This window comes from Bacillus sp. MT(2024), assembly GCF_036362845.1.
Classification (GTDB): Bacteria; Bacillota; Bacilli; order Bacillales; family Bacillaceae; genus Bacillus; species Bacillus velezensis.
The window spans coordinates 3,392,637-3,416,687 of record NZ_CP143632.1; the positions used below are offsets into that span (position 1 = coordinate 3,392,637).

The window sequence follows — 24,051 nt, forward strand, 5'->3', positions numbered from 1 at the left end:
TCGGTTTTATTCTAATATATCATCTATTTGTCTGATGTATTTCGAAAGGGTTGCCGGGGTTATACCGTAAACGGCGGCCGTTTCTTTTTTCGTCGTTTTTTCGCCGTTTGCTTCTTTCCATACGTATGCGATGGCTGCGGCCCATGCCCGCTCATTCTGTACGGCAGCGGCGGCGCGGATGTGCTGAATGACGTGAAAAACCCAGCAGCTCATGACGTCAGTTTTTAAACTGTCGGCTTCCGCTTTCTCCAGAAGCTTGACCGTCCGATACGTGAACAGCGCGTCACCGGAGACGTCTGAAGCGCCTTTTTCACCGGAAAGCAGCAGTCTGACGAAATCTTGTTCAAACGGTGAAACGGCGCGTTTTACCGTCAGAACTTTTTCAAGCTGGTTCCGCTCTCCTTCAGCGCTGCTGATATAATAGGCGGCAAGCCGCTGTTCAAGTGAAGCAGGCAGCGGTTCCTGCCGCTCCGCCCAAGGCGCGGGCCGGTCTGATTCGGGAAATTCGGCTTCGGCCTTTTTCCAAATGGTTTCTGCAAATTCTGTGCGGCCTGTCCCGTAAGCTGAGGCGGCAAGCCAGTAATAAAACGTTTCGTCGCCTTCGAACCCGCTTTTGTAAAGAGAACGGAGCCATTTATAACCGAGATCATGTCTGCCGACAAGCGCAAGCGTCGCCCCCAGCTTATAGCGCTGTTCGAATAAAATCGGATACACGTTGGCGAGTTTTCCGCTCAGTTCTCCGACTTTTACATCTTCCCTCTCGTAATAGCAAAATACAAGGAGGTTGCACAGGGCATGGAGATTGCCTTCATTTTTCTCAAGCACTTCGAATACCGTCTGTTTCGCTTTTGTAACATTGCCTGAGTAAAAGTAAGCGAGCGCCAGGTTGTTGTATGCAGACCAAAGCTCGGGGTAATCGGCCGTAATCTCTTCAAGCATGACAACCGCTTCATGAAGCTGGCCGCTCTCAAGAAGCATTTTTGCCCGGTCCTGCCTGATCAGCAGCTCATCCTGGTCATAGAGCGATTCGTTTTCACCCGCTTCGCCGAAATCCAAAAGCTCCATCAGATTTTCAATCTCTTCGCTGAATTCCCCGTCCGGATCGGCATCTGAATAAGCCGCCGCTTCTTTGTATGCTTCCTGAAAGAGCCCCAAATGCGCGAAATTATTCGCTTTAAAATAATGACACTCGGGCATTTCTTCTTTCAGGTTCACCAAAATAAAGTCGAACAGCTCATTTGACTGCTGGTAGTGGCCCATTTCAGAATAAATGACGGCCAGCCGGGACAGCATTTCGGAATCATTCGGCTCGAGGTGGACGGCCCGCTGAATCAGTTTGCTGGCCCGTTTTAAATTCCGCTCTTTATATGCTTTTAAGCCTTTATGAAAAAAATATTGTCCATCCTGAAGCAGCTGGACAATTTGCGCGTGCTTTTTCTGTTCAGAAGTGTGTTTTCCCACAAATATCCTCCGTTTTATACGTATTACCGTCAGTAGTATACCATAAAACGGTTTCGCCTCAATAGTTCAAAAGACAGGATCGGCTTCGTTTTTTACTGGCTGGTTCGACCAGATTTTAGCTGTTTTTTTCACGAGGCTCGGCTGGAAGAATGACGCGGAAAAGGGCTCCTTCGCCGCGCTTGCTCTCAACCTCTATCGAACCGCCGTGCAGCTCTGCGATTTTTTGGGCGATGGACAGGCCGAGCCCGCTTCCCCCTGCGTTTCTCGCCTTGTCCGCTTTATAAAACCGTTCAAATACACGCTCCGCCTGTTCAGGCTCCATTCCGATTCCGTCGTCGGCGATTTCGACAGCCGCCGCTCCCGGCAGATCAACAATTTTAACGGAAATGCGGCCGCCTTCACCGGTAAATTTTACGGCATTGTGAATCAGATTCATCCATACTTGGCTGAGCAGCGCTTCATCTCCGTACACATACGACTCCTGTAAATCAATGAGAAACTCAATCTGTTTGGCGGACCATTCAGGCTCACAGGTCAATATGGTGCGCCGCAGCTGTTTGTCAATGCGGAACGGTTTTTTTTGTATCGGTTCGGTTTGGCGTTCAAGCGCAGTGAGCTTCAGCAGATTTTCACTGATTTTTGATAATCGTTCTGTTTCTGTCTCGATGATGTGTAAGTAGCGCCCCCGCTCCTCATATGATAAATCCGGTTTTTTCAGAAGATGCGCGTAGCCCTTTAATGAAGTAAGCGGAGTTTGGATTTCATGGGAAACGTTCGAAATAAATTCTTGTTTCAGCTTTTCCATTTCACTCAGTTCCGCGGCGAGTGTCGACAGTTCATCAGCCAATTTCGTCACGGGGTGGTCCCGTTCAATCTTCTCCATTTTCCTGGAGGCGGCCGCGGTGAAGTTGCCGCTGGACATTTGCTTGATCGTGGCGGTCAGCGAATCCCAGATCGCATGATGTCTTTCACGTGCTGACTTCGAAAAAATAAACATCGTTACAAACAGCAGGCCGAAAACAAGCCAGAGCGTCAGAATCTGCTCGGCGTACGGCACAAGCAAAACCGGCCATATGAGACCGAATCCCTGAACGATCAGGTGAGCCGCCAGCCATAAGAATGCGGTGACGGTGAGAAGGATGATGATTTTTCCAGCCGTTCTGAAGATCCGTTTCATTCTGTCACCACAAACCGATACCCGAGCCCCCGCACCGTATGGATGGCAAACGGATAGTCCTTTTCCGGAAACCGTTCCCTCAGCCTTTTAACATGCACATCAACCGTCCGCTCGTCACCTTCATAATCAAAGCCCCAAATATCTTCTATTAATTGTTCTCTTGAAAACGTCTTATTCGGATAACCGGCGAGCTTAAATAAAAGCTCAAATTCACGCCGGGGCAGCGTCAATCCCGCTCCGCCGCCGCGCGTTACGGTGCGGGATTGCTTATCTAATGTGACATTTCCGATGGTCAGCAGTTTTTCAGCGGTGATCCGGTACCGTTTCAGCAATGCTTTGACCCTTGCTTCCAGCTCAAGCGGCTCAAACGGTTTGACGAGATAATCATCCGCTCCGGAAGTAAAACCTTGCACTTTGTCCAGCGTTTCGCCTTTTGCCGTCAGCATCAAAATCGGAATGTCCGTAAAGCTGCGGACGGCTTCACTGACTTCAAACCCGTCCATTTTCGGCATCATCACATCCAGTATGATGAGGTCAATAGGTGCTGATTCGATCAGCCGCACCGCCGCTTCCCCGTCTTCCGCTTCTGCGACGTCAAAGCCGCTCTGCTCCATCATGAGGCGGACAAGCTCACGGATATGGCGGTCGTCATCCGCAACCAATATGACAGCCATGAAAATCCCTCCTTCTGCTTTTTTGCCTGTCTTCTTTTAATGAATCGACATGATGTCTATTAACCGTCTTATTTTTTCATTGTCTCCTGTATCGACAGACACTTTTTTTGTATGGCGGATCATTTCCTCCGTCACTTCTTTCATTTCGCCTTGATCAGTATCTTCACGAGACTCCCAGCGCAAAGGAACATTGTATACCTGAATGGTGCCGTCACCATTGCTGCTGTAAGTGACTGACCCATCGACTAACCGGGAGCCTGCTAACTGCGTAACATCTTCCGGATAGCGGGCGCTCGTATGATCGTCAGGATTGACGAGTGCTCCGGCCGGAATGCGGCGAACGTTCAATTCATCTATCTGCTGATTTTCCCCAAGCTGCAGCCAGATGCGGGCATATTCAATTTGCAGAGGAGAATAATTTGCCGACATGTTGTTCGGTTCGCTTTTGTCCGCAGAGATGTGATGTGAATCTTTGATTACGGGTTCTTTTTTTTCTGCCGCTGATGCTGTTTCAGCCTTGTTGATGCCGCTGCTTTCTCCGGCCGGACTTGAAGAATGGCTCGGCTCTTCATCGTTACCGTCCGTACACCCGGCAGTCATGAATACGAGCAGTAAGGCCGCGTGACAATAAAAAATCTTTGTGCGTTTTTTCATAATTCACCCCCGCTTCCAATGAATAGGATTCCGGCTGCAAAATAAAAAGCAGCTTTTTCAGCTGCTTTCTATTCATAAAGTCTTGCTTTACACAGCTTTGTTTTCTAAGTCGGCATTCAGCTTCAGCTGCTGCTCCGCAAAATCGCGGTATAGCGAATGGGATGCCATTAATTCATGGTGTGTGCCCCGTCCGGTGATTTCACCCTGTTCGACAAAGAGAAGCTGATCTGCATCCACAACCGTGGATAAACGATGGGCGATCACAATCGTGGTGCGGCCTTCCATTAGAACTTCCAGCGCCTGCTGCACCCATTTTTCAGATTGGCTGTCCAGACTTGATGTCGCTTCATCAAGCATCAGAATGCTCGGGTTGCGAAGGAGCGCTCTGGCAATGGCGATGCGCTGCCGCTGTCCGCCTGACAGCATAATTCCCCGCTCACCGACCTCTGTTTCAAATTTCTTCGGTAAGTCTTCAATAAATTGCAGGGCGTAGGCCATGTCAGCCGCTTGCCTCAGTTCCTCATCAGTCACCTCGCGTTTTAATCCGTAGCAGATATTGTCGCGGATGGTGCCTGACATTAACGGGCTTTCTTGCGACACGTAGCCGATATGCTCCCGCCATGACTCAAGGGAATATGCATCAATCGGTTCATTTCCGAGCAGGATGCTGCCCGCAGTCGGATTGTAGAATCGTTCAAGCAGCTTAAATAACGTTGTTTTTCCGCCGCCGCTCGGTCCGACGATCGCGGTGACTTTGCCGGCCTCAATCGTAGCCGTAATGTCTTTTAAGATGGTTTGATCTGTTTTGTAGCCGAATGAGACTTGTTCGAGCTTAATCGGCTGATCTGCGTTTTCAATGGCTTTTCCGGTTTGGATATCTTCTTCTTTTTCTGCAAGAATATGAATCATCCGTTCCGTTGCGCCGACGGATTTTTGAAGCTGTGTGAAAAATGAAGTGATCTGGCCCATCGGCATAATGATTTGAAACAAATACAGGATAAAGGCAACGAGTGCGCCGGCTGTCAATTCACCGGATGACACCTGCATCCCGCCGTACCCGATGACAGCGACCAGCGCCGCCATTAATACAAGTGTAATAAGCGGGCCTACGAGCGACTGCACCTTCGCTTCACGCAGCCCGAGTTTAAAGAGCGCCATGATGCCTGCTTTTCCGCGTCCGTATTCCGCTTCTTCAGCGTTTGACGCTTTTACAAGCCTGATTTCCGGGAGGATGTGGTTTAATAATCCGGTGAATCTCGCCGTTTCATCCTGTGTTTCCCGAGAAATTTTAAACATTTTCCGGCCGATCGGCACTAAAATCACCGCAGCCAGCGGCACGACGATCAGCACGAGCAATGTGAGCTTCCAGTTCATGAAAAATAAGATCGTCAGTGACCCGATAACGGAAATGATTCCGGTAATAAATCCGCTGATATTGTTTGTGATCAGCTCTTTTACCACCATTGTGTCATTGGTGACACGGCTGATCGTTTCTCCCGTGGCGTTTTTGTCAAAATAAGAGACGGGCAGTTTAATTAATTTCTGCCACAACAAATCACGCAGTCCCGAGATGATTTTCTGGCCGCTGTAGTTCAGGGCGTAGGTGGCGTAGGCGCTTAATGCGGCCTGTACGATAAACACGGCTGCGATGATTCCGATTTGCACGCCTGACAGCGACGACATGGAAAAGCCGTCAACGAGCTGCTTTGTCAACAGCGGAATCAGCAGGCTGACGAGCGTTGTCACAATACTGAGAGACAGCGCGAATGCCAGCATACCGTATGATGGTTTTGTTTTTTTGACTAATGAAAAGAATGAGCTGAATTTCCCTTTAGGTTTTGGTTGTTTATTCGGCATATGTTTTCCTCCTATATCACTGTTTATACTATAACGGATGTGCATGAACGGAATATGAACAAAACGTATATTTTTGATAAAAACCAAAATAAACTCTATTAGTCAATATTATCAAATTCATCTGCCTCCGGTTGCGGAAATAAGGAATATTTTATTGAATGTTTAAGTTTGACAGAATAAAAACCTCACGGATCTCTCCGTGAGGTTTGTTTTACCCAGATGCTGAATGGCGTTTCGCAAGGACATCAAGCACGTCATCCAAAGGAAGCGACTGCTCACGCAGAAGAACGAGCAAATGATACAGCAAATCTGCCGCTTCCCATTTTAATTCTTCATGGTCGCGGTTTTTCGCGGCGATAATAACCTCTGCGGCTTCCTCTCCGACTTTTTTGAGGATTTTATCGACGCCTTCCCGAAACAGATACGTTGTGTAGGCTCCGTCAGGCATCTCCGCCTGCCGTTTGGCGATTACGCTTTCCAGTTCATTCAAGATGCCGAAACGATCCTGCGCGTCTGCTTTTTCCGTGGAAAAGCAGCTGTAGCTTCCCTTATGGCATGCGGGTCCTGAGGGCTCCGCAAGCACGACGAGGGCATCTTGATCGCAATCATAACGGATGGCTATCACCTTTTGGGTATTCCCCGATGTCGCTCCTTTATGCCACAGCTCTCTGCGTGAACGGCTGTAAAACCAGGTTTCTTTCGTTTCTATCGTTTTTTCGTAGGATTCTCGGTTCATATAAGCCAGTGTCAGCACTTCTTTGCTTGCCGCATCCTGTACGATGGCGGGTATCAGTCCGGCCTCGTCAAACCGCAGTTCATCTGCCTGTTTCATCTCACATTCACCCCGTGTTTCTTCATATAATCTTTCACTTCTTTTATAGATGTCTCTTTGTAATGGAAAATGGAAGCTGCAAGCGCGGCGTCCGCTTCACCGACTGTGAAGGCTTCAAGCATATGGCGCGCGCTGCCGGCTCCCCCTGACGCAATGACGGGCACCGGGACGGCACGTGAGACAAGCTGTGTGAGCGTATGATTAAAGCCTGTTTTCTCACCGTCTGCGTCCATGCTTGTCAGCAGGATTTCACCCGCTCCCCGGCTGACGGCTTCTTTTGCCCAGGCCGTGACTTCCCACTCGGTTTTCTTTCTGCCGCCGTGTGTGTACACTTTATAGCAATCCGAATCTTCGTCATACTTTGCGTCAATCGCCGCTACGATGCATTGCGAGCCGAAAAACTCAGCTCCTTCCGTAATCAGCTCGGGTCGGAGAACGGCCGCTGTATTAACGGATACTTTATCAGCGCCGGCGCGAAGCATTCGTTTCATATCGCTTAATTGATTGATTCCGCCGCCGACCGTAAACGGAATCGCCAGTTTTGCCGCAACTTGTTCTACGACGTCTGTCATCGTCTTGCGGCCTTCGTGAGAGGCGGAAATGTCGAGAAAAACAAGTTCGTCAGCGCCCTCCCTGTCGTAGGCTTCGGCCAGCTCGACAGGATCGCCCGCATCTTTCAGCCCGAGAAATTGTATGCCCTTGACGACGCGTCCTTCTTTCACATCGAGACACGGAATGATTCGTTTCGTGATCATGCGTCCTTCACCCCGCTGAGCGCTTCAGCCAATGAAAAATGTTTGGTATACAGCGCTTTTCCGATAATCGCTCCCGATACGCCTGCGTCTTTGAAGCGGGCCAGTGCTTTGAGGTCGGCGACTGAGCTGACTCCGCCCGAAGCGATGACGTCTTTTCCCGTTGCTTTTGCGAGCTGAACGGTGCTTTCGATGTTCGGGCCTGACAGCATGCCGTCAGTTGCAATATCCGTGAAAATGAAGGTTTCCGCTCCTTCGGCCGCCAATTCACGGCCCAGATCGGCCGCCCTTACCGAAGATGTTTCCAGCCAGCCTTCCGTCGAGACATATCCGTTTCTTGCATCAAGGCCGATCGCGATTTTGCCGCCGTATTGTTTCAGCATGCTCTTCACAAATGCCGGATCGGATACGGCCGAGCTGCCGAGAATGACGCGATCAACGCCTTGTGATAAATAACCGTACACATCCGCTTCAGAACGGATCCCGCCGCCGATCTCGACTTTGACATCAAGCTGCCGCGCAATGTCAAGAACATGCCTGTCGTTTACTTTCCTGCCTGCTTTCGCGCCGTCAAGATCCACGAGATGAATCCATTCAGCGCCTTCTTGTGCAAATTGCGCCGCCATGTCTAAAGGAGAGTCACCGTATATCGTTTCCTTGCCGTAATCGCCTTGGATGAGGCGGACGCATTTGCCGTTTCTCATATCGATTGCCGGATATAATGTAAAAGCGTTCATTTCTTCACCTTCTGTTCCGCTGCCATTTTTGTAAATTGCGTTAAGATCGCCATTCCGGCCGTACCGCTTTTTTCCGGGTGAAACTGTGCACCGAAGACATTGCGTTTCCCGACGACTGCCGGAACACGAACGCCGTACTCAGCGCTTGCCAGAAGATCGCCGTCTTCCAGCCCGTCTATATAATAGGAATGGACAAAGTAAACGAATCCTTCTTCCGCTTCCGAAAGCAAAGGAGACGTTTGGTGAAACGTCAGCCGGTTCCAGCCCATATGCGGCACCTTCAGCTTGTTTCCTTCGGCATCTCTGTCTTTGAGTCTCACAGCTTTTCCGGCTAATAAACCAAGTCCTTTTGCAGAGCCGTTTTCGGTGCTTTCTTCGAAAATGAGCTGCATGCCGAGGCAGATGCCGAGGAGCAGCTTACCCTCGTCAACCATACGGTGTATGAATTGATCAAGCTTCGTGCTGCGTAAATTGTCCATGGCGTCACTGAATGATCCGACACCTGGAAGAATAAAAGCATCCGCTTTTTCAAGCTCTTCCGGCCGGTCTGATACGACATACGGGACCCGGACGCGTTCCAGCGCTTTCGACACGCTGAATAAATTGCCCATACCGTAATCAATTACACCGATCATTTACAGCATTCCTTTCGTAGACGGCACACCCTTGACGCGCGGATCAATGGATGACGCTTCATCAAGCGCTCTGCCAAGCGCCTTAAACACGGCTTCTATCATATGATGGGTATTCGTGCCGTAATGAACGATGACGTGCAGATTCATTCTCGCTTCGAGCGCCAGTTTCCATAGGAATTCATGTACCAGCTCGGTATCAAACGTTCCGACTTTCGCTTGCGGAAATGCAGCGCGCATCTCAAGGTGCGGCCGGTTGCTCAGGTCTACGGCGACTTGGGCGAGCGCTTCGTCCATCGGCACAAGCGCTGATCCGTACCGTTTGATCCCTTTTTTATCACCGAGCGCCTCCAAAAAAGCCTGCCCTAAACAGATGCCGATATCTTCAGTCGTATGGTGATCATCTATCTCCGTATCGCCTTTTGCGTCAACCGTTAAATTGAATTGCCCGTGCTTTGTGAACAAATCAAGCATATGAGTCATAAACGGCACATCCGTGCTGATGTCGGCTTTTCCTTCTCCGTCTATTTCGAAAGCCAGCTTAATATCCGTCTCATTTGTTGTTCTGGCGCGTTCCGCTTTTCTCATCGGTCATTCCTCCGTTTCTCGCTTCAATCGATCTTGCGTGCGCTTCAAGCCCTTCCAGTCTCGCAAAGGCGGCAATGCTGTCCGCGTGCGTTTCAAATGCCTTCCGGCTGTAAGAGATGATGCTCGATTTCTTTTGAAAGTCTGTTACATTCAGCGGGCTTGAAAACCGCGCCGTTCCGTTTGTCGGCAAAACGTGATTCGGTCCGGCAAAATAATCGCCGACCGGTTCAGCGCTGTATCGTCCTAAGAAAATCGCCCCCGCGTGTCTGATGCTTCCAAGCAAAGCCTCCGGCGAATGCGTCATGATTTCTAAATGCTCGGGCGCCAGCGCATTCACCGTGTCCACCGCATCTTCCATCGATTCCGCGATATAAATGCGGCCGTGATCCCTGATCGACGCTTCGGCGATTTCTTTGCGCGGCAGGGTCTGAAGCTGTTTATTCACCTCATCTGATACGGCTTCGGCAAGCTTCTGTGAATCGGTGACAAGCACGCTTGAACTGAGCATATCGTGTTCGGCCTGTGAAAGCAGGTCAGCGGCGACTTCTTCGGGCACCGCCGTATCGTCTGCCAGGACCACGATTTCACTTGGCCCGGCAATCATGTCAATATCCACAACGCCGAAGACTTCGCGCTTCGCGAGTGCTACAAATATATTTCCGGGGCCCGTGATCTTATCAACAGGCTGTATCGTTTCCGTTCCGTAAGCGAGCGCGGCAATCGCCTGCGCGCCTCCCGCTTTGTAAATTTCTTTTATGCCGAGCTCAGAGGCCGCCGCCAGAACGCCCGGCGAAAGGCGGCCGTCTTTTCCCGGAGGACTGACGAGAACGATCCGTTCCACTCCCGCAGCGAGAGCGGGGATGACATTCATTAAAACGGAAGACGGATAAGCGGCCGTCCCGCCCGGCACGTATACGCCCGCGGAATCGAGCGCCGTTATTTTCTGTCCGAGCATCGAGCCGTCTTTGCGATGGTAAAACCAAGAGGATTGCAGCTGGCGCTCGTGATATTCTTTAATATTGGCAATCGCCTGCCTGATCACTTCCAGCAGCTGATCATCAAGCAGACGGTACGCCTCGGTGATTTCCTCTGCGCTCACGGCCATCCGGTTCAGGCTGATGCCGTCAAATGTTTTTGTATAGGCCAAAACGGCTTTGTCACCGTTTTGTCTGACGTCTTCAATAATCCCCCTGACGGTTTTCCGCTGCTCTTCGGTTCCGCTGTCGATGGAACGCTTCAGTGAGAACCGCTCGCTACTTTTTACTGCGGTTATTTTCATTTTGCCGTTTCTCCTTCCACAACCCGTGCCAGCCTGGCCGCCATTTCGTCGATTACATCATCCTTCATGCGGTAGCTGACCGGATTGACGATAAAACGCGATGTGATGTCACAAATATGTTCTGATTCAACGAGACCGTTTTCCTTTAATGTCCGCCCGGTTGATACGATATCTACGATTCTGTCAGCAAGCCCGATTAAAGGCGCCAGCTCAATGGAGCCGTTCAGCTTAATGATTTCCACCTGCTCGCCCTGCTCTCTGAAATAACTCGACGCAACATTCGGATATTTCGTCGCAATCCTCGGTGCGACTCCGTTCCAATCCGCCCCGGGAAGCCCCGCAACGGCGAGATGGCATTTGCTGATTTTCAGATCGAGCACCTCATACACGTCACGCTCTTCCTCAAGCATGACATCCTTTCCGGCAATACCGGCATCAGCGACGCCATGCTCGACATAAGTCGTAACATCCATCGGCTTTGCCAGAATAAAGCGGAGATTTTCTTCAGGAACGTCAATGATCAGTTTTCTCGATTCTTCAAACTCCTCGGGCAGCCTGTATCCGGCCTGCCGCAGCAACCCGGCCGCTTCTTCGAATATTCGTCCTTTTGGCATTGCCATTGTGAGTACCTTACCCATTCCTCTCTTCCTTTCTGGCACCGATAAAGTATGTGACGTTTGCGAATGATTTTGTCATATGATCGATATTTTCAATGCCCGCCAGATCCTGCAGGACGACTTTTCTGCCTCTCGCCCTTTCTTCCTCCGCGAATAAAATCGCCTGGGCCCGCTGCTCCTTGCTGAAAATCACGGCGTCCGCTTCACTTGTTTCTTCCTGAATGCCGAGCGCTTCAATCAGCCTGTCGATACGGAGCCCGAAGCCCGTGGCGGGAGCGGGACTGCCGAAATGGCCGAGGAGATTGTTATAGCGTCCGCCGCTTCCGATGACGAAACCGACATTTGCCGCGTACACTTCGAATAAAATTCCCGTGTAATAACTCATATGGCTTACCATATTCAGATCAAGGCGAATATGCTCGGCACACCCGTAATCCTCAAGAATGTCCCACAGGTCTTCCAGCTCCTGAATTAAGCTTTGTCCGGAGATTCCGATGATCTCCTCCGCCTTCGCGCAAATCTCTTTCCCGCCTCGCAATTCCAAAAGTGCGAGCAGCCGGCTTTTGTCTATTGAAGAAAGCGGAAGCGATTTGACATGTTCCCTGTATCCCACGTAATTCTTTTCAAAGAGAAAGCGCCGCAGAACATCCGCCCGCTCGGCATTGCCCAAAACCTCGACAAACAGCTCATCAGCGAGTCCGGCATGGCCGATCGCGATTTTAAACCGGTGCAATCCCGCGTTTTTCAAAGCGCCGGCCGCCAGCGCAATCACCTCGGCGTCCGCGCTTGTTGATCCGTCGCCGATCAGCTCCGCGCCGACCTGTTCGAATTCGGCCGGACGTCCGCCTTCCCGCTCCTGAGCGCGATAGACGCTTGCCGCGTACCCCGCTCTGAGCGGATGATTGTGTTTGTGCAGCTTAGATGCCGCCACCCTGGCAATCGGTCCGGTCATGTCAGGCCGAAGCACAAGCGTTTTTCCGTCCTGATCGAGAAGCTTAAACAACTGCTGTTCTTCAATGGCTGACTGGACGCCTACTGTTTCATAAAATTCAAGGGTCGGCGTCTCCATAAACTGATAACCCCATTTATCAATTAAATCCGTCAGTGTGGAACGGACTTTTTTCTTTGCTTCGTATAAACCGGGCAGCGTATCTCTCATGCCATGCGGTTTCTCAAACATAAACATTTGCCTTTTACACCTCCGCTTTGTCTGAAGGAAAATTCCGAATCCTTTAGTTCGCTAATATGATAATATGTTAGCAGATAAAAGAATGGATTGCAACGCCCAATGTCCGCCTATTCTTTTCCATAAACATGGCTAAAGAATGAACAAACCTGTAAACATATCGGAACAATCGAATCATATTGAGCAGAAGTGCTATAATACATAGAACAGCTTCATCAGAAACAAGGGAGAATAATTGATAATGAAGACGCTTGGAACATTATGTGTGCTGATTCTGACAGCCGTCCTTGTCTATCTGGGATATAACATCTATACAAACGATATTCATTTAAATTTTTTCAATCAGCAGTCCGACGAGCCTGATGAGAAAACACCGTTAAAAGGGAGCGCGTCACCGCTGAATGTCGTTCTGTACAGGCAGATGGATTCTCCCAGACTGTACAATGGCTGTGAGGTGACCAGCCTTGCCATGATTTTGAACAATGCCGGACATCATGTGTCAAAAAATACATTGGCGGATAAAATCAATAAAGTTCCGCTCACATACAGCAGCGGGCTGAAGGGAGATCCGAATGAAGGATTTGCCGGAGATATGGAAAACGGCCCGGGTTTAGGCGTTTATCATGAGCCGATTGATAAACTTGCCAAAGAATATGCGGGAAACAAAGTATACGATCTTACGGGAAAAGACATTTCTTCAGTGTACCGCCAGCTTGAAAAAGGGCGGCCGGTCTGGGTGATTACCACCACATCCTTTAAGCCGGTTGATCATATGCAGACTTGGGATACGCCGAACGGAAAGATCGACATTACGTTCAGCATGCATAGCGTAGCCGTAACCGGTTATGATCACGATTATGTATACGTTAATGATCCTTACGGCTATAAAAACAGAAAAACAGACCGGTCTGACTTTGAAAAAGCCTGGAAGCAGATGGGCAGCCAGGCCATTGTGATCAAGTCATAAAAAAAACCCCGCTGACGTTAATCTGCGGGGTTTTCCATTCGTTTTTTCATTTCTTCGTGCGTATAGATCAGCTTCATCGGGTTTCCTCCGACAAACGCCCCGGCGGGGACATCTTTGTGCACCAGCGTGCCGGCTGATACAACGGCTCCGCTCCCGATGGTGACGCCGGGCAGAATCGTTGTGTTTGCCCCGATCATCACCTCGTCACCGATTGTGACAAAACCGGTCCGGTACTCATGTATTAAATATTCATGAGCCAAAATCGTCGTATTGTAGCCGATAATGCTGTTTTTTCCGACAGTGATTTTTTCGGGAAACATGATATCCGGCATCACCATCAGCGCGAATGACGTCTGTTTTCCGACATTCATTTTCAAAAAGGTTCGGTACAGCCAGTTTTTCACGCTTAAAAACGGCGTATACCTTGCGATCTGAATGATGATGAAATTTTTCATCACCTTCAGAAAGGGAACCGTCTGATAAACATGCCACAATGAATTTGCACCTGAAACCGGATGGCGGTCTGTTTTTCTCACGGGTTACTTCACTCCGGTGATGTGCAATAAATCACTCATTTTCTCGAGCATATAATCGGGTTCATAGGCGGAAAGCGCCTGTGCGCCTTTAATCGTCCACGCGACGCCGGCTGTTTTCGTGCCGGCGTTTTTTCCCGCCATGACATCGTGATAATTGTCACCGACCATTATGGCTTCCGACGGATCGCACCCAACCCGGCTGAGCGCAAGCCGCACAGGCTCGGGGTCAGGCTTCGGGTGCTTTACATCATCAAGCGTGACGACAGTATCGAAAAACGCCCCGATGCCTGTCAGCTTCAATCCCATATTGACTGTATCCCTCAGCTTTGTGGTGACAATACCGAGCTGATAGCCCGCTTTTTTCAATTCATCAAGCGTTTCATAAACCGTTTCGTACTCCGTGACGAGCTCATCGTGCTTTTCATGGTTGAATGCTCTGTACATGCTGATCATGTCATCGCACTTTTCGGCATTAATGCCTGAAAACGTTTCGTACAGAGGCGGGCCGATAAACGGGAGCACATCTTCCCTTTTGAACTGCCCCGGGCAATAATGATCAAGCGTATGAAGGTAAGAAGCGATAATCAGTTCATTCGTGTCAATCAGCGTGCCGTCGAGATCGAATAAAATGGCGGTTACACGTTTATCAGTCATCTTATGTCCTTTCCGATTTCAGTCGTCAGTCCGTGTCAGCATACCGCTTATCGGCATACCCCTTCATGCGTCTGAAAATCATTAAAATAATCGCAAGTACAATCAGCACAATGGAAATGACCTGCGCGATCCGAAGCTGGCTCGTAAGCATCAGGCTGTCCGTCCGCATTCCCTCAATAAAGTATCTGCCGATTGAATACCAGATCACATACGTCAAAAACAGATTGCCCCTGCGCAGGTTCACGCGGCGGAGCAGAAGCAGAATCACGACGCCCGCAAAACTCCACAGCGATTCATACAAAAACGTCGGGTGATAATATTGTCCGTCTATGTACATCTGATTAATGATGAAATCCGGAAGATGCAGACTTTCCAAAAATGACCGGCTGACCGCTCCACCGTGAGCCTCCTGGTTGATAAAGTTCCCCCAGCGTCCGATGGCCTGGCCGAGCAGAATACTCGGCGCGGCAATATCCGCCAGCTTCCAGAATGAGATGCCTCTTACTTTTGAAAAGACAATTCCCGTTGCGATCGCGCCGATTAATCCGCCGTGAATCGCAATGCCGCCTTTCCAAGTTTTAATGATTACCCCGGGGTGTTCCGAGTAATAGCTCCACTCGAAAAGCACATAATATGCCCTTGCGCAAATGATTGCGATCGGGATGGCGAAAAGAACAAGATCAATAAAAATGTCCTTTTTCAGCCCCCGCTTTTCACTCTCCCTCATGGCCATCCAAAGCCCTAATAACGCGCCCGCGCCGATAAGGATTCCGTACCAGTGCACGGATAAAGGCCCGAGCTGCAAGGCAATCGGATTGATCGGTGTTCCTGCTTCATTCATATTATTGCCAACTCCTATTCGTCTTGTTCGCCGTCCTCAATGACATCCGCCAGCTTATTCGTGAATTGCTCGGCAGCATTCAAGCCCATCCGCTTCAATCTGAAGTTCATCGCCGCAACTTCGATAATAACGGCGAGATTCCGCCCCGGGCGGACGGGAATGGTCAGTTTTGTAATTTCCGTATCAATGATTTTCATTTTTTCTTCTTCAAGTCCGAGACGGTCGTATTGTTTCCCTTGCTCCCAAAGCTCAAGGTCCATGACGATTGTAATTCTTTTATTGCTTCTGACGGCGCCCGCCCCGAACAACGTCATGACATTTATAATGCCGAGCCCCCTGATTTCGAGCAGATGCTCAATCAGATCAGGCGCGTTCCCGACAAGGGTATCCTGATCCTCCTGCCGGATTTCAACGCAGTCATCCGCGACAAGACGATGACCTCGTTTGACAAGCTCCAGCGCCGTTTCACTTTTACCGACGCCGCTTTTTCCCGTAATGAGCACGCCGACGCCGTATATATCCACAAGCACGCCGTGAATGGCCGTTGTCGGCGCGAGACGGCTTTCAAGAAAATTCGTCAGCCTGCTTGACAGCCTGGTTGTTTTCAGAGGGGATCTGAGCACAGGCACGCCGTTTTGCTCGGAAGCTTCTACAAGCTCCGGCGGGATCGGCATATCTCTGGAAAGTATGATAGCCGGCGTCACATCGGTGCACAGCGATTTCATCCGCTGTTTCTTATCTTCCTCGGGAAGCTGATCGAAAAATGACAGCTCCGTTTTTCCTAAAAGCTGCACCCGTTCTCTCGGGTAATATGTAAAATAACCGGCGATTTCAATACCGGGCCGTGATAAATCACTCATCGTAATCGGGCGGTTAATCCCTTCTTCTCCGCTGATCAATTCTAAATGGAACTGTTCCATTACGTCTTTGGTCCGAACCTTTGCCAAGATATGTTCCTCCTGTTCTGGGATGTTCCGTGCTTTGAACAGTTATATTTTATCACTTTACCGTCTGAACCAAAACAGATTTATACAATTCCGGCATGACTGGTCTAGATAACTAGTCTGAAAAGGAGTAAAATAAAACTAACAACTAACCAGAAAGGCGTGTTTTAAAGTGGCTGAAAGCTTGTTAATCAGCGGTGCGGACATCGTAACAGAAAAAGAAATCATCCGAAACGGTTTTCTCGGTATAAAGGACGGCATCATTTCTTACGCGGGAAAAACAAGGCCGCAAGAAACGTATGAGAAGGAATGGAAGGCGCCCGAGGGCTCGTATGCGCTTCCCGGAATGATTGATATCCATATTCACGGCGGATACGGTGCGGATACGATGGATGCCGATGTTGCGGCTCTTGATATACTGTCCGCCCGGCTGCCCGAAGAAGGAACAACCGCTTTTTTAGCGACAACGATCACACAGCAGCACGAAAACATTGAAAAAGCGCTCATCAACGCCAAAAAATGGGCGTCTTCCTCACCGCAGACCCAAAAAGGCGCTGAGTTGATCGGCATTCATTTAGAAGGACCGTTTGTCTCTCCGAAAAAGGCGGGAGCACAGCCGAAACAATGGATTACGCCGGCCGATGCCGGGCTCTTTCAGAAATGGGAGCGGCTCTCGGGAGGGCTGATCAAAATCGTGACGCTCGCGCCCGAAGAAGATCCTGATTTCAGCCTGATCCGTTATTTAAAAGACCAAAACATCATCCCGTCAATGGGACACACAGACGCAGGAGCCGAGCTTTTACAAAAAGCGGCTGATGCCGGGGCGGTGCATATGACGCACCTCTTTAACGCCATGAGCTCCTTTCATCACCGTGAGCCGGGGGGCATCGGCACGGCTCTCGCCTGCGGCCGCATCACGGCGGAGCTGATCACTGACGGCATTCATTCTCATCCTCTGGCTGTAAAGCTTGCTTATTTGGCGAAAGGAAGCCAAAACCTGATCATGATTACAGACTCCATGCGGGCAAAAGGGCTTAAGGACGGAGAATACGAATTCGGCGGGCAAAAAGTCACCGTTCGCGGGGACACGGCGCTCCTCTCTGACGGAACGCTGGCCGGTTCCATTTTAAAAATGAATGAAGGCGCGGCGCTCATGCGCAGGTTTACAAACTGCTCATGGCCGGATATAGCAAATATGACATCGGCAAATGCGGCCCGCCGCCTCGGCATATTCGACCGTAAAGGAAGCATCGCCGAAGGAAAAGACGCCGACGTTGTTCTGACGGACGGACAGTGCGGCGTGCTGGCCACGATTTGCCGCGGAAACACCGCATATATCTCAAGGGAGGCTGATTGGACATGAATGTTATCACATGCAGACATTATGAAGAATTAAGTGAAAAAGCCGCAGCGATTATCGCTGAAACAGTGAAACAAAAGCCGGATGCCGTTCTCGGCCTTGCGACGGGAGGCACTCCTGAAGGCGTATACAAAGAACTTGTGCGGATGCACCGCTCAGAAGGCTTGTCGTTCCGGAATGTCACGACGATCAACCTTGATGAATACGCCGGGCTTTCTCCCGAGGACAAAAACAGCTATCATTATTATATGAATACACATTTTTTTGCACATATCGACAGCCGAAAGGACCGCCACTTTCTCCCTGACGGACGGGCAGACGATCTTGATGCCGAATGCGGGCGCTATGACCGATTGATTCAAACACTCGGCGGAGCGGATATACAGCTTTTAGGCATCGGACACAACGGCCATATCGGCTTTAATGAACCCGGGACGCCATTTGAATCCCGAACCCATGTCGTTGAGCTGAATGAAGAGACAAGACAGGCGAATGCGCGGTACTTTCCGTCAATTGATCAAGTCCCTGAAAAAGCCCTGACAATGGGGATCGGGACGATTTTGTCCGGCAAACGGATTCTGATCATGGCATCCGGAAAAAGCAAGGCCCAAGCGGTGAAGCAGCTTCTGGACGGGCGCGTCAGCGAAGCATTCCCCGCCTCCGCCCTGCACGCGCATCCGGATGTGACGGTCTTGATTGATGAAAAGGCTGCGGGCGGCGATTGAAAGGATTTGACCTATGCAGATTGATAAACAATCTCCGATTCCGATTTACTTTCAGATTATGGAACAATTGAAAACACAAATCAAAAACGGCGAGCTGAAAGCGGATGCGCTGCTTCCGTCGGAGCGGGAATACGCCGAACAATTCGGCATCAGCCGAATGACGGTGCGTCAGGCGCTTTCCAATTTGGTGAATGAAGGATTTTTATACAGACAGAAAGGCCGGGGAACGTTCGTCAGCAAACTGAAGATGGAACAGCCGCTTCAAGGGCTGACAAGCTTCACCGAAGATATGAGAAGCCGGGGCATGAAGCCGGGGAGCAGACTTGCCGAATACCAGCTGATTCAGGCGACGGAAGAATTATCTTCTATCCTGGGGTGCGGCTATCCGGCAACGCTTCATAAAATCATCCGCGTCCGGCTGGCAAATGATATCCCGATGGCGATTGAGGCATCGTACATCCCGTTTGACAAGGCGGGAAAATTGGATGCCTCCCATTTTCAATCATCCATGTATGAGCATATTGAAGCGTACAATCAGATGCCGATCTCACGGGCAAAACAAGAGCTTGAACCGGGAGCCGCTTCCGAGGAAGAAGCTGAGCTGCTCGGTATCCAGCCCGGTGCCCCCGTCCTCTATATCAAGCGGACCACTTATCTGCAGGACGGCACTGCCTTTGAGCACGTCAAATCCGCCTACAGAGGCGACCGCTACACATTCGTGCATTATATGGACAGGGTGAAATGAAACATCTCCAACCGTTACGGGTTGGAGATGTTTTTTTGATCTGCCATTTTCAAACCAAGCCGGTGAATGTTCTCTATGACTCTGTCAAAACGAAGAGGCTGGGGTTCCGGTATCTATTTTTATAAAGAAAAGAGTAATAAAATGCTATCCTCTGTTTTGGACAATATACGGAACCTGCTTTGAAATCAGCACCAGCGGTTCTTTGTTTTTATGAGCCAATGAAAACATGATTGCGCCTTCAATCATCGAGTTGATTGTCATCCCAAGCTTCTCCGCTTCCTCTTGTTCAAACCCATGTTCAAGAAATTTTGCCGCAAACACATCCGTCCACTTCTTGAACACCTCAACACATGTGCATCTTAACGTTTCATTGATCAGAGCGGTCTCACCCGCCAGCAATCCAACCGGCACGCCCTCAATATTCTGAGGGTCATTAAACTGTTCAGCCGTTACATGAATAAAGTGCTGAATCGCTTCTACAGGGTCCGCGAATTGAGACATACTATTCTGTATCTGCTTTTCAACGCATCTTCCCGTATATTTGATCGCCGCAATGGCGAGTTCTTCTTTTCCGTTTGGAAAGTGATGGTACACTGACCCTCTGGGTGCTCCGCTCTCTTTTATAATTTGATTCAAACCAGTCGCATGGTATCCCTGAATCTGAAAAAGATATGCAGAGGTTTGAATAATTCTTTCTTTTGTCCCGGTTTTACTGTTCATTATGTTTCCTCCTGCATATTACGAAAACCAATCGATTTTAGTATAGAAAAGGGACATAAAAAAGTCAAAAACACTTAGTACCGCCATTCATGTTACAGAAAAAAACCTGCTGACCGTCAGATTTTCTTCTGAGCGATCAGCAGGCTGTATGTTTTCGTTATGGGTTTGAGGCATGCCTGAAATCAAACTGATCCGGAGCCGGGTGATACGGCGTATTTCCCGTTTTGAACATCCACAGCGGTGATATTTTTTTGCCGTTGTACGGATCCTTCACGACGGTATACCAGTAATAAACGGAATCAGGCTGCAGGCCGTCCCAGACCCAATTTGCGGTTTTTCCGCTTTTTACGTGTTTTTTATGACCGAGCAGTTCGTTCGTATAGACGTTGCATTCAAAATAATCGGTCGCTACCCTTTTCCTCTTCGGCTGTAAATCCATTTCTGCTGAGAATTCGTCTTTATCAGCGAACAGATCGGTGTCATAGTAATTGATGTCATCCGTGTACGGCGAGTAGGAGAACATGTGAACCTGATTGGCGGCCTGATCAAATTGCATAATGCGCATAAAGCCCTGCCCCCCTTCCGGACCGTCCTGGTAGTCGGTCAGAATTTGGTGGACGAGGCGGTCCGGTTTTCCATCCCCGTCATCGTCAAGCGCATCGGTTTTTTTCATGGCATTATGGTAATGGCCGCTTAATACCATCGCCACATTGCGATTCGGCTTGACGACTTTTCGATAGATCGTTTCCCCGATCGGGCTTCGATTTCCGCTCACAAGCAAGTACTCATGAAAGCATAAGATGGCGGTTCGGTCCGGATACCTCTTCAGCACTTGATTGATCCAGTCAATCTCTTGTTCCGTAATGCCCCAGCCCATATAAATCATAATAAAATCGTTCCCGCTTGCCGACAGCAGATCATAATGCCCGCGGTTATTTTTGTATGATCCGCCGTAATGCATGTTCTGTTCAAACCGGCGGCTCCCGAAGAAATCCCCGAAGGTTCGGTATGTGCCGTCTTTATGGCCGACGTCGTGATTGCCGGCAAGCACTCCGTACGGAATTCCCGCCTTGTCAAGCGTCCGCATGGAGTGATCGGCGTTTTTCCACTGTTTCATCACCATTGAATCATCGACAATATCACCGGTATGAAAGACATATTTAATATTGTGCTTTTCCTTATTTTCTTTGATCCACTCCGTCATTTTGTCAAAAATGTGCGGGTGCCCTTGTGCGTAATACTGTGTATCCGACATCCAGACAAACGTGTAATTGCCTTTCGCCGGTATTTGATCCTGCACGATGACATTCATTTTTGAGTTCTTCACCACATCCGCTGCGGAAACGGCGGCTTTTAATGTAAACGGCTTTTTATCTTTGGCAAGGACGCTGTCCGCCTCCTGCCAGCGGCTCGTCCGGTAATTCCAAATATACATGGTTACCTTTCGGCCGGGCAGAGAGCTTCCTTTCCAGACCGCCTCGGCCAGATCCGTTTCGTCAATAGACGGGTCAACGGAGACTTCGAACCGGTGATAAGGAAAACGCTCCACACTTTCCGCCGAAACAGTTTTTCCGTCATTTGCCGAGATACGGTTCATTTCCGGCAGGGTAAACGGCATTTCATTTTCTTTTATGCCCCTCGGCGGTTCCGTTAATGAGGCGTGTTTATACACTTTCACGCTGCCCGGATTCCGCGCGGTATAACGGAAGCCGCGATAAAATGATACATTCATGTCATCCTTCGTCGGGTCTTTTACCCGGACGGACAGCTTTGCTTTGCGGGCGCCGATTTTTTGACCGGCAAGCTCCGGCTGGTTCGGCTCCTCCCGTTTGATATGGAAGGTGCGGACGGACGTTGTTTCATTTCCGGCAAGGTCTGCCGCAATGATGGTAAGGGTATGCTTTCCGGGCTTGAGATCGGCTGATGACGTGTGATGCGGGAGCGTAATGCTTTCTCCGTCCAAAAACGCTTTCACCTCTTCCACTTTGCTCCATTTGTCACGGATGTCCGCATTCAGCTCAACATTACCTTTCAGCGCCGCGCCTTCTTTGATACTCGGGACAATCTTCGGCCCCGAATTGTCCACCCGCACAGATTGGCTCAGCTGCTCCTCACCGTCGCTGACAAAAATATGGTGATAGCCTTCCGAAAGCTTCGCCGTGTTCCACGGCAGCAGCCGTGACGTAAACAAATGATCCGGCAGGCTGAATGAGAAGGTCTTCTGCTGATTCGCCCGCCTGCCGTCACCGATAAACAGCTGCTCGGACGGATCGGTCTTCCCGTCTTTGATCACCGTTCCGTCCGAAAGCACCAGACGGGCATGTTTCACGACAAAATCATCCCGATTCTCTCCCGTGTCATACGGAGAAACCTTTGAGCCCGAACGGATGGATACTTTCTGTGTTTTGCCGCCTTTTTGCAGCAGACGTTCCGGAAGCAGAACCGAGTGCGTTCTGTAGCGGTGAGACGGATCGTCAAAAATGTGCAGCACCTCGTTTTCCATCATGACGGTGTTTTGAAAATAAAGATTCGTTTTCCGGGCATCGAAGGCGAAATAGACCTCTTTTTCCAGCGCCGGACGGGTCTCCTGCCGCTTGCCGTCAATCCACAGCTTGATCTTATCGGCGCTGACGTCGGAAGTCGCTTTGAGCAGATAGGTGCCGGATATCGTATCTTCTGGTTCAACATTCATTCTGAGTCCGTGTGATTTGCTCGTCTGTTCAATGTCAATCATCTTGACGGGCGTTTTTGCTTCATTTTCTCCATCACTGGCTGCGATATAATACTCAAGCTGATCCTGGCCGAGCAGTTCCGGGGAATAAAGAATGTGATGGTATAAGCTGTCGTTGCGGTCTTTTTCGGCCAGAATTCGTTTGAATGGTTTTTTCTCATTGGTCCGGTAATAAAACGCGGCTGTTTTGACAAGGTTTTTGTCTTTTATGTCAGCCTTTAATTCAATGCTTTCAGCGGGCCGGACGGGCTTTCTGTCTGTAAGGTCTTCGATGACCGGTTTTTCCTTGTCGGGTTTGATCACCCTTTTCTGCTGCGGAATCTGCGCCTGAAAAACGGAGCCCGGTGACGGCTTATGCTCGCTCGTGGAGATCTTCAGCAATTCTCCCGTTCCGTTCAGCGGATATTTGTACAGCAAAGAAGTCAGCCGGCGGAAAGCGTGTTTCCGGTATTGCGCTGAGGCGATATCCTTGCCGGTATTTGCCGACAGCACGACCGTACGCGGGCGGCCGTTGGACATTCCGTCCGTCCCTTCGATGACGGCGAGATGTTCTCCTTCCTTCAGATGTGTCCCGTAATAGCGGTTGAAATCATCTATCGTCAGTTCTGATGCGGCCCGTCTCAGCCAAAACACGTAAGTCCCGCCTGACGGAATGACGGTATCTTCTTTCGGCCTCCATATCATATCTGATTCCGGCCCTTCCTTCGGATAGCGGTAGCGGATATGATAGTCTTTAAAATGAATGGGCCTGTCCGTCGTGTTATACACCTCGATAAATTCATAGGCATCAGCGCCGTCTTCATTTTTCGTATCAACCGCAAGCTCCGTAATCATCAGCTCGGGAATATGATTCAAATCGGCTTGATAGCCGTCCAGCTTCAGCCGCTTTTTCTCCGATTCCGCCCGCTGTCTGCCGTTAGTGAAAACGAGGTAATATTCCAATTCTCCATTCCAGATATCCCGTTTTGAAACCTGGGCCGTAAACAGCCGGATTGCGCCTGGCGCGGGCTCCATCGGCACCATCTTAAACCCCAGCTCATTGCTTTGTTTATAAAAAAGAAACGCCGAAAACGCTTGATAGTCAGCATTCCGTACATGAGCCTGTATGAACAGGTTTCTTTTCATTTCCGCCTTTACTTCGATTTGGGGAGGATTCTCCAGAAGCGGTATGTAATGAGGCGGCTGTCCGAATTCCTGCTGATTCACGGGGATTGCCGATTCTTTGCGCGCCGCATCCGCAGAAGGACTCACACAAAGCAAACCAATCAGAAAAAAGAGCGTCATCACAAGTTTCATCTCATTACCTCCCTATGCATTATGTTGCGTCAGGAGGCTGCCGCTTATGTAAACCGCACATAAAAAAGCTGCCCTCTCGGGACAGC

General features: G+C 49.8%; 23 protein-coding genes. 4 read left to right on the forward strand and 19 right to left on the reverse strand.

All coding sequences use genetic code 11. The features are described 5' to 3' along the window. Positions 1-6: 6 nt before the first annotated feature. The 13 genes from VP472_RS16980 to VP472_RS17040 form a co-directional block, all read right to left on the reverse strand. The gene (locus VP472_RS16980; protein WP_146275578.1) at positions 7-1,461 is read right to left on the reverse strand and encodes a tetratricopeptide repeat protein; all 1,455 of its coding nucleotides are present in this window, start codon (positions 1,459-1,461) and stop codon (positions 7-9) included. A gap of 115 nt (positions 1,462-1,576) precedes the next feature. Continuing rightward, on the reverse strand, positions 1,577-2,638 hold the full coding sequence (locus VP472_RS16985) for a sensor histidine kinase (protein ID WP_146275580.1): 1,062 nt from the start codon (positions 2,636-2,638) through the stop codon (positions 1,577-1,579). Next, positions 2,635-3,312: a response regulator transcription factor gene (locus tag VP472_RS16990; protein WP_015387652.1), complete on the reverse strand. Its 678-nt coding sequence runs from the start codon at positions 3,310-3,312 to the stop codon at positions 2,635-2,637. Before VP472_RS16990 ends, VP472_RS16985 begins: the two co-directional genes overlap by 4 nt. A 36-nt stretch (positions 3,313-3,348) precedes the next feature. Then, a complete protein-coding gene (locus VP472_RS16995; RefSeq protein ID WP_146275582.1) occupies positions 3,349-3,966 on the reverse strand; it encodes a hypothetical protein in 618 nt (205 codons plus the stop codon). 87 nt (positions 3,967-4,053) lie between these two features. Then, on the reverse strand, positions 4,054-5,823 hold the full coding sequence (locus tag VP472_RS17000; RefSeq protein WP_007407428.1) for an ABC transporter ATP-binding protein: 1,770 nt from the start codon (positions 5,821-5,823) through the stop codon (positions 4,054-4,056). A 211-nt stretch (positions 5,824-6,034) separates the two neighbouring features. Next, on the reverse strand, positions 6,035-6,655 hold the full coding sequence (hisIE, locus tag VP472_RS17005) for a bifunctional phosphoribosyl-AMP cyclohydrolase/phosphoribosyl-ATP diphosphatase HisIE (protein ID WP_102422864.1): 621 nt from the start codon (positions 6,653-6,655) through the stop codon (positions 6,035-6,037). After that, positions 6,652-7,410: an imidazole glycerol phosphate synthase subunit HisF gene (hisF, locus tag VP472_RS17010; protein WP_070082436.1), complete on the reverse strand. Its 759-nt coding sequence runs from the start codon at positions 7,408-7,410 to the stop codon at positions 6,652-6,654. The genes hisIE and hisF overlap by 4 nt, the downstream gene beginning before the upstream one ends. After that, entirely contained in the window at positions 7,407-8,144 is a 738-nt protein-coding gene (gene hisA, locus VP472_RS17015) for a 1-(5-phosphoribosyl)-5-[(5-phosphoribosylamino)methylideneamino]imidazole-4-carboxamide isomerase (RefSeq protein WP_146275584.1), read from the reverse strand. Before hisA ends, hisF begins: the two co-directional genes overlap by 4 nt. Next, a complete protein-coding gene (hisH, locus tag VP472_RS17020; RefSeq protein ID WP_146275585.1) occupies positions 8,141-8,779 on the reverse strand; it encodes an imidazole glycerol phosphate synthase subunit HisH in 639 nt (212 codons plus the stop codon). Before hisH ends, hisA begins: the two co-directional genes overlap by 4 nt. Beyond that, complete coding sequence (gene hisB, locus VP472_RS17025; RefSeq protein WP_007614023.1) at positions 8,780-9,364, reverse strand: imidazoleglycerol-phosphate dehydratase HisB; 585 nt, start codon at positions 9,362-9,364, stop codon at positions 8,780-8,782. Beyond that, complete coding sequence (gene hisD, locus VP472_RS17030) at positions 9,330-10,643, reverse strand: histidinol dehydrogenase (protein ID WP_146275587.1); 1,314 nt, start codon at positions 10,641-10,643, stop codon at positions 9,330-9,332. Before hisD ends, hisB begins: the two co-directional genes overlap by 35 nt. After that, positions 10,640-11,281 carry an ATP phosphoribosyltransferase gene (gene hisG / locus VP472_RS17035; protein WP_015387648.1) on the reverse strand — a complete coding sequence of 214 codons (642 nt, stop codon included), beginning with the start codon at positions 11,279-11,281 and terminating at the stop codon, positions 10,640-10,642. Before hisG ends, hisD begins: the two co-directional genes overlap by 4 nt. After that, a complete protein-coding gene (locus tag VP472_RS17040; protein WP_003151461.1) occupies positions 11,274-12,446 on the reverse strand; it encodes an ATP phosphoribosyltransferase regulatory subunit in 1,173 nt (390 codons plus the stop codon). Before VP472_RS17040 ends, hisG begins: the two co-directional genes overlap by 8 nt. 241 nt (positions 12,447-12,687) lie before the next feature. Between VP472_RS17040 and VP472_RS17045 the strand changes: the two genes are divergently transcribed. Beyond that, a complete protein-coding gene (locus tag VP472_RS17045) occupies positions 12,688-13,413 on the forward strand; it encodes a C39 family peptidase (protein WP_146275590.1) in 726 nt (241 codons plus the stop codon). 17 nt (positions 13,414-13,430) lie between these two features. Here the strand turns inward: VP472_RS17045 and VP472_RS17050 are convergent, their stop codons facing one another. Genes VP472_RS17050 through hprK form a run of 4 tightly spaced genes read right to left on the reverse strand, consistent with a single transcriptional unit; the run spans position 13,431 to position 16,391 of the window. After that, a complete protein-coding gene (locus tag VP472_RS17050) occupies positions 13,431-13,949 on the reverse strand; it encodes an acyltransferase (protein WP_077722911.1) in 519 nt (172 codons plus the stop codon). Positions 13,950-13,952: 3 nt separating this feature from the next. Then, on the reverse strand, positions 13,953-14,603 hold the full coding sequence (ppaX, locus tag VP472_RS17055) for a pyrophosphatase PpaX (protein WP_070082441.1): 651 nt from the start codon (positions 14,601-14,603) through the stop codon (positions 13,953-13,955). Between the two features lie 25 nt (positions 14,604-14,628). Further along, on the reverse strand, positions 14,629-15,444 hold the full coding sequence (lgt, locus tag VP472_RS17060) for a prolipoprotein diacylglyceryl transferase (protein ID WP_101562471.1): 816 nt from the start codon (positions 15,442-15,444) through the stop codon (positions 14,629-14,631). A 14-nt stretch (positions 15,445-15,458) separates the two neighbouring features. Then, positions 15,459-16,391, reverse strand: a complete 933-nt coding sequence (hprK, locus tag VP472_RS17065; RefSeq protein ID WP_003151456.1) for an HPr(Ser) kinase/phosphatase — start codon at positions 16,389-16,391, stop codon at positions 15,459-15,461. A 169-nt stretch (positions 16,392-16,560) separates the two neighbouring features. Between hprK and nagA the strand changes: the two genes are divergently transcribed. The 3 genes from nagA to VP472_RS17080 are packed head-to-tail and all read left to right on the forward strand — an operon-like array spanning position 16,561 to position 19,218. Further along, entirely contained in the window at positions 16,561-17,751 is a 1,191-nt protein-coding gene (gene nagA, locus VP472_RS17070) for an N-acetylglucosamine-6-phosphate deacetylase (RefSeq protein ID WP_146275592.1), read from the forward strand. Continuing rightward, entirely contained in the window at positions 17,748-18,473 is a 726-nt protein-coding gene (gene nagB / locus VP472_RS17075) for a glucosamine-6-phosphate deaminase (protein ID WP_003151453.1), read from the forward strand. Before nagA ends, nagB begins: the two co-directional genes overlap by 4 nt. Positions 18,474-18,486: 13 nt before the next feature. Then, entirely contained in the window at positions 18,487-19,218 is a 732-nt protein-coding gene (locus VP472_RS17080) for a GntR family transcriptional regulator (protein ID WP_012118554.1), read from the forward strand. A gap of 144 nt (positions 19,219-19,362) precedes the next feature. On the opposite strand, the gene VP472_RS17085 is transcribed toward VP472_RS17080, so the two are convergent. Together VP472_RS17085 and VP472_RS17090 are read right to left on the reverse strand one after the other, a co-directional pair. Beyond that, positions 19,363-19,938, reverse strand: a complete 576-nt coding sequence (locus VP472_RS17085; RefSeq protein WP_146275596.1) for a TetR/AcrR family transcriptional regulator — start codon at positions 19,936-19,938, stop codon at positions 19,363-19,365. 157 nt (positions 19,939-20,095) lie between these two features. Further along, entirely contained in the window at positions 20,096-23,965 is a 3,870-nt protein-coding gene (locus VP472_RS17090; protein ID WP_153986740.1) for a metallophosphoesterase, read from the reverse strand. Positions 23,966-24,051 lie beyond the last annotated feature (86 nt).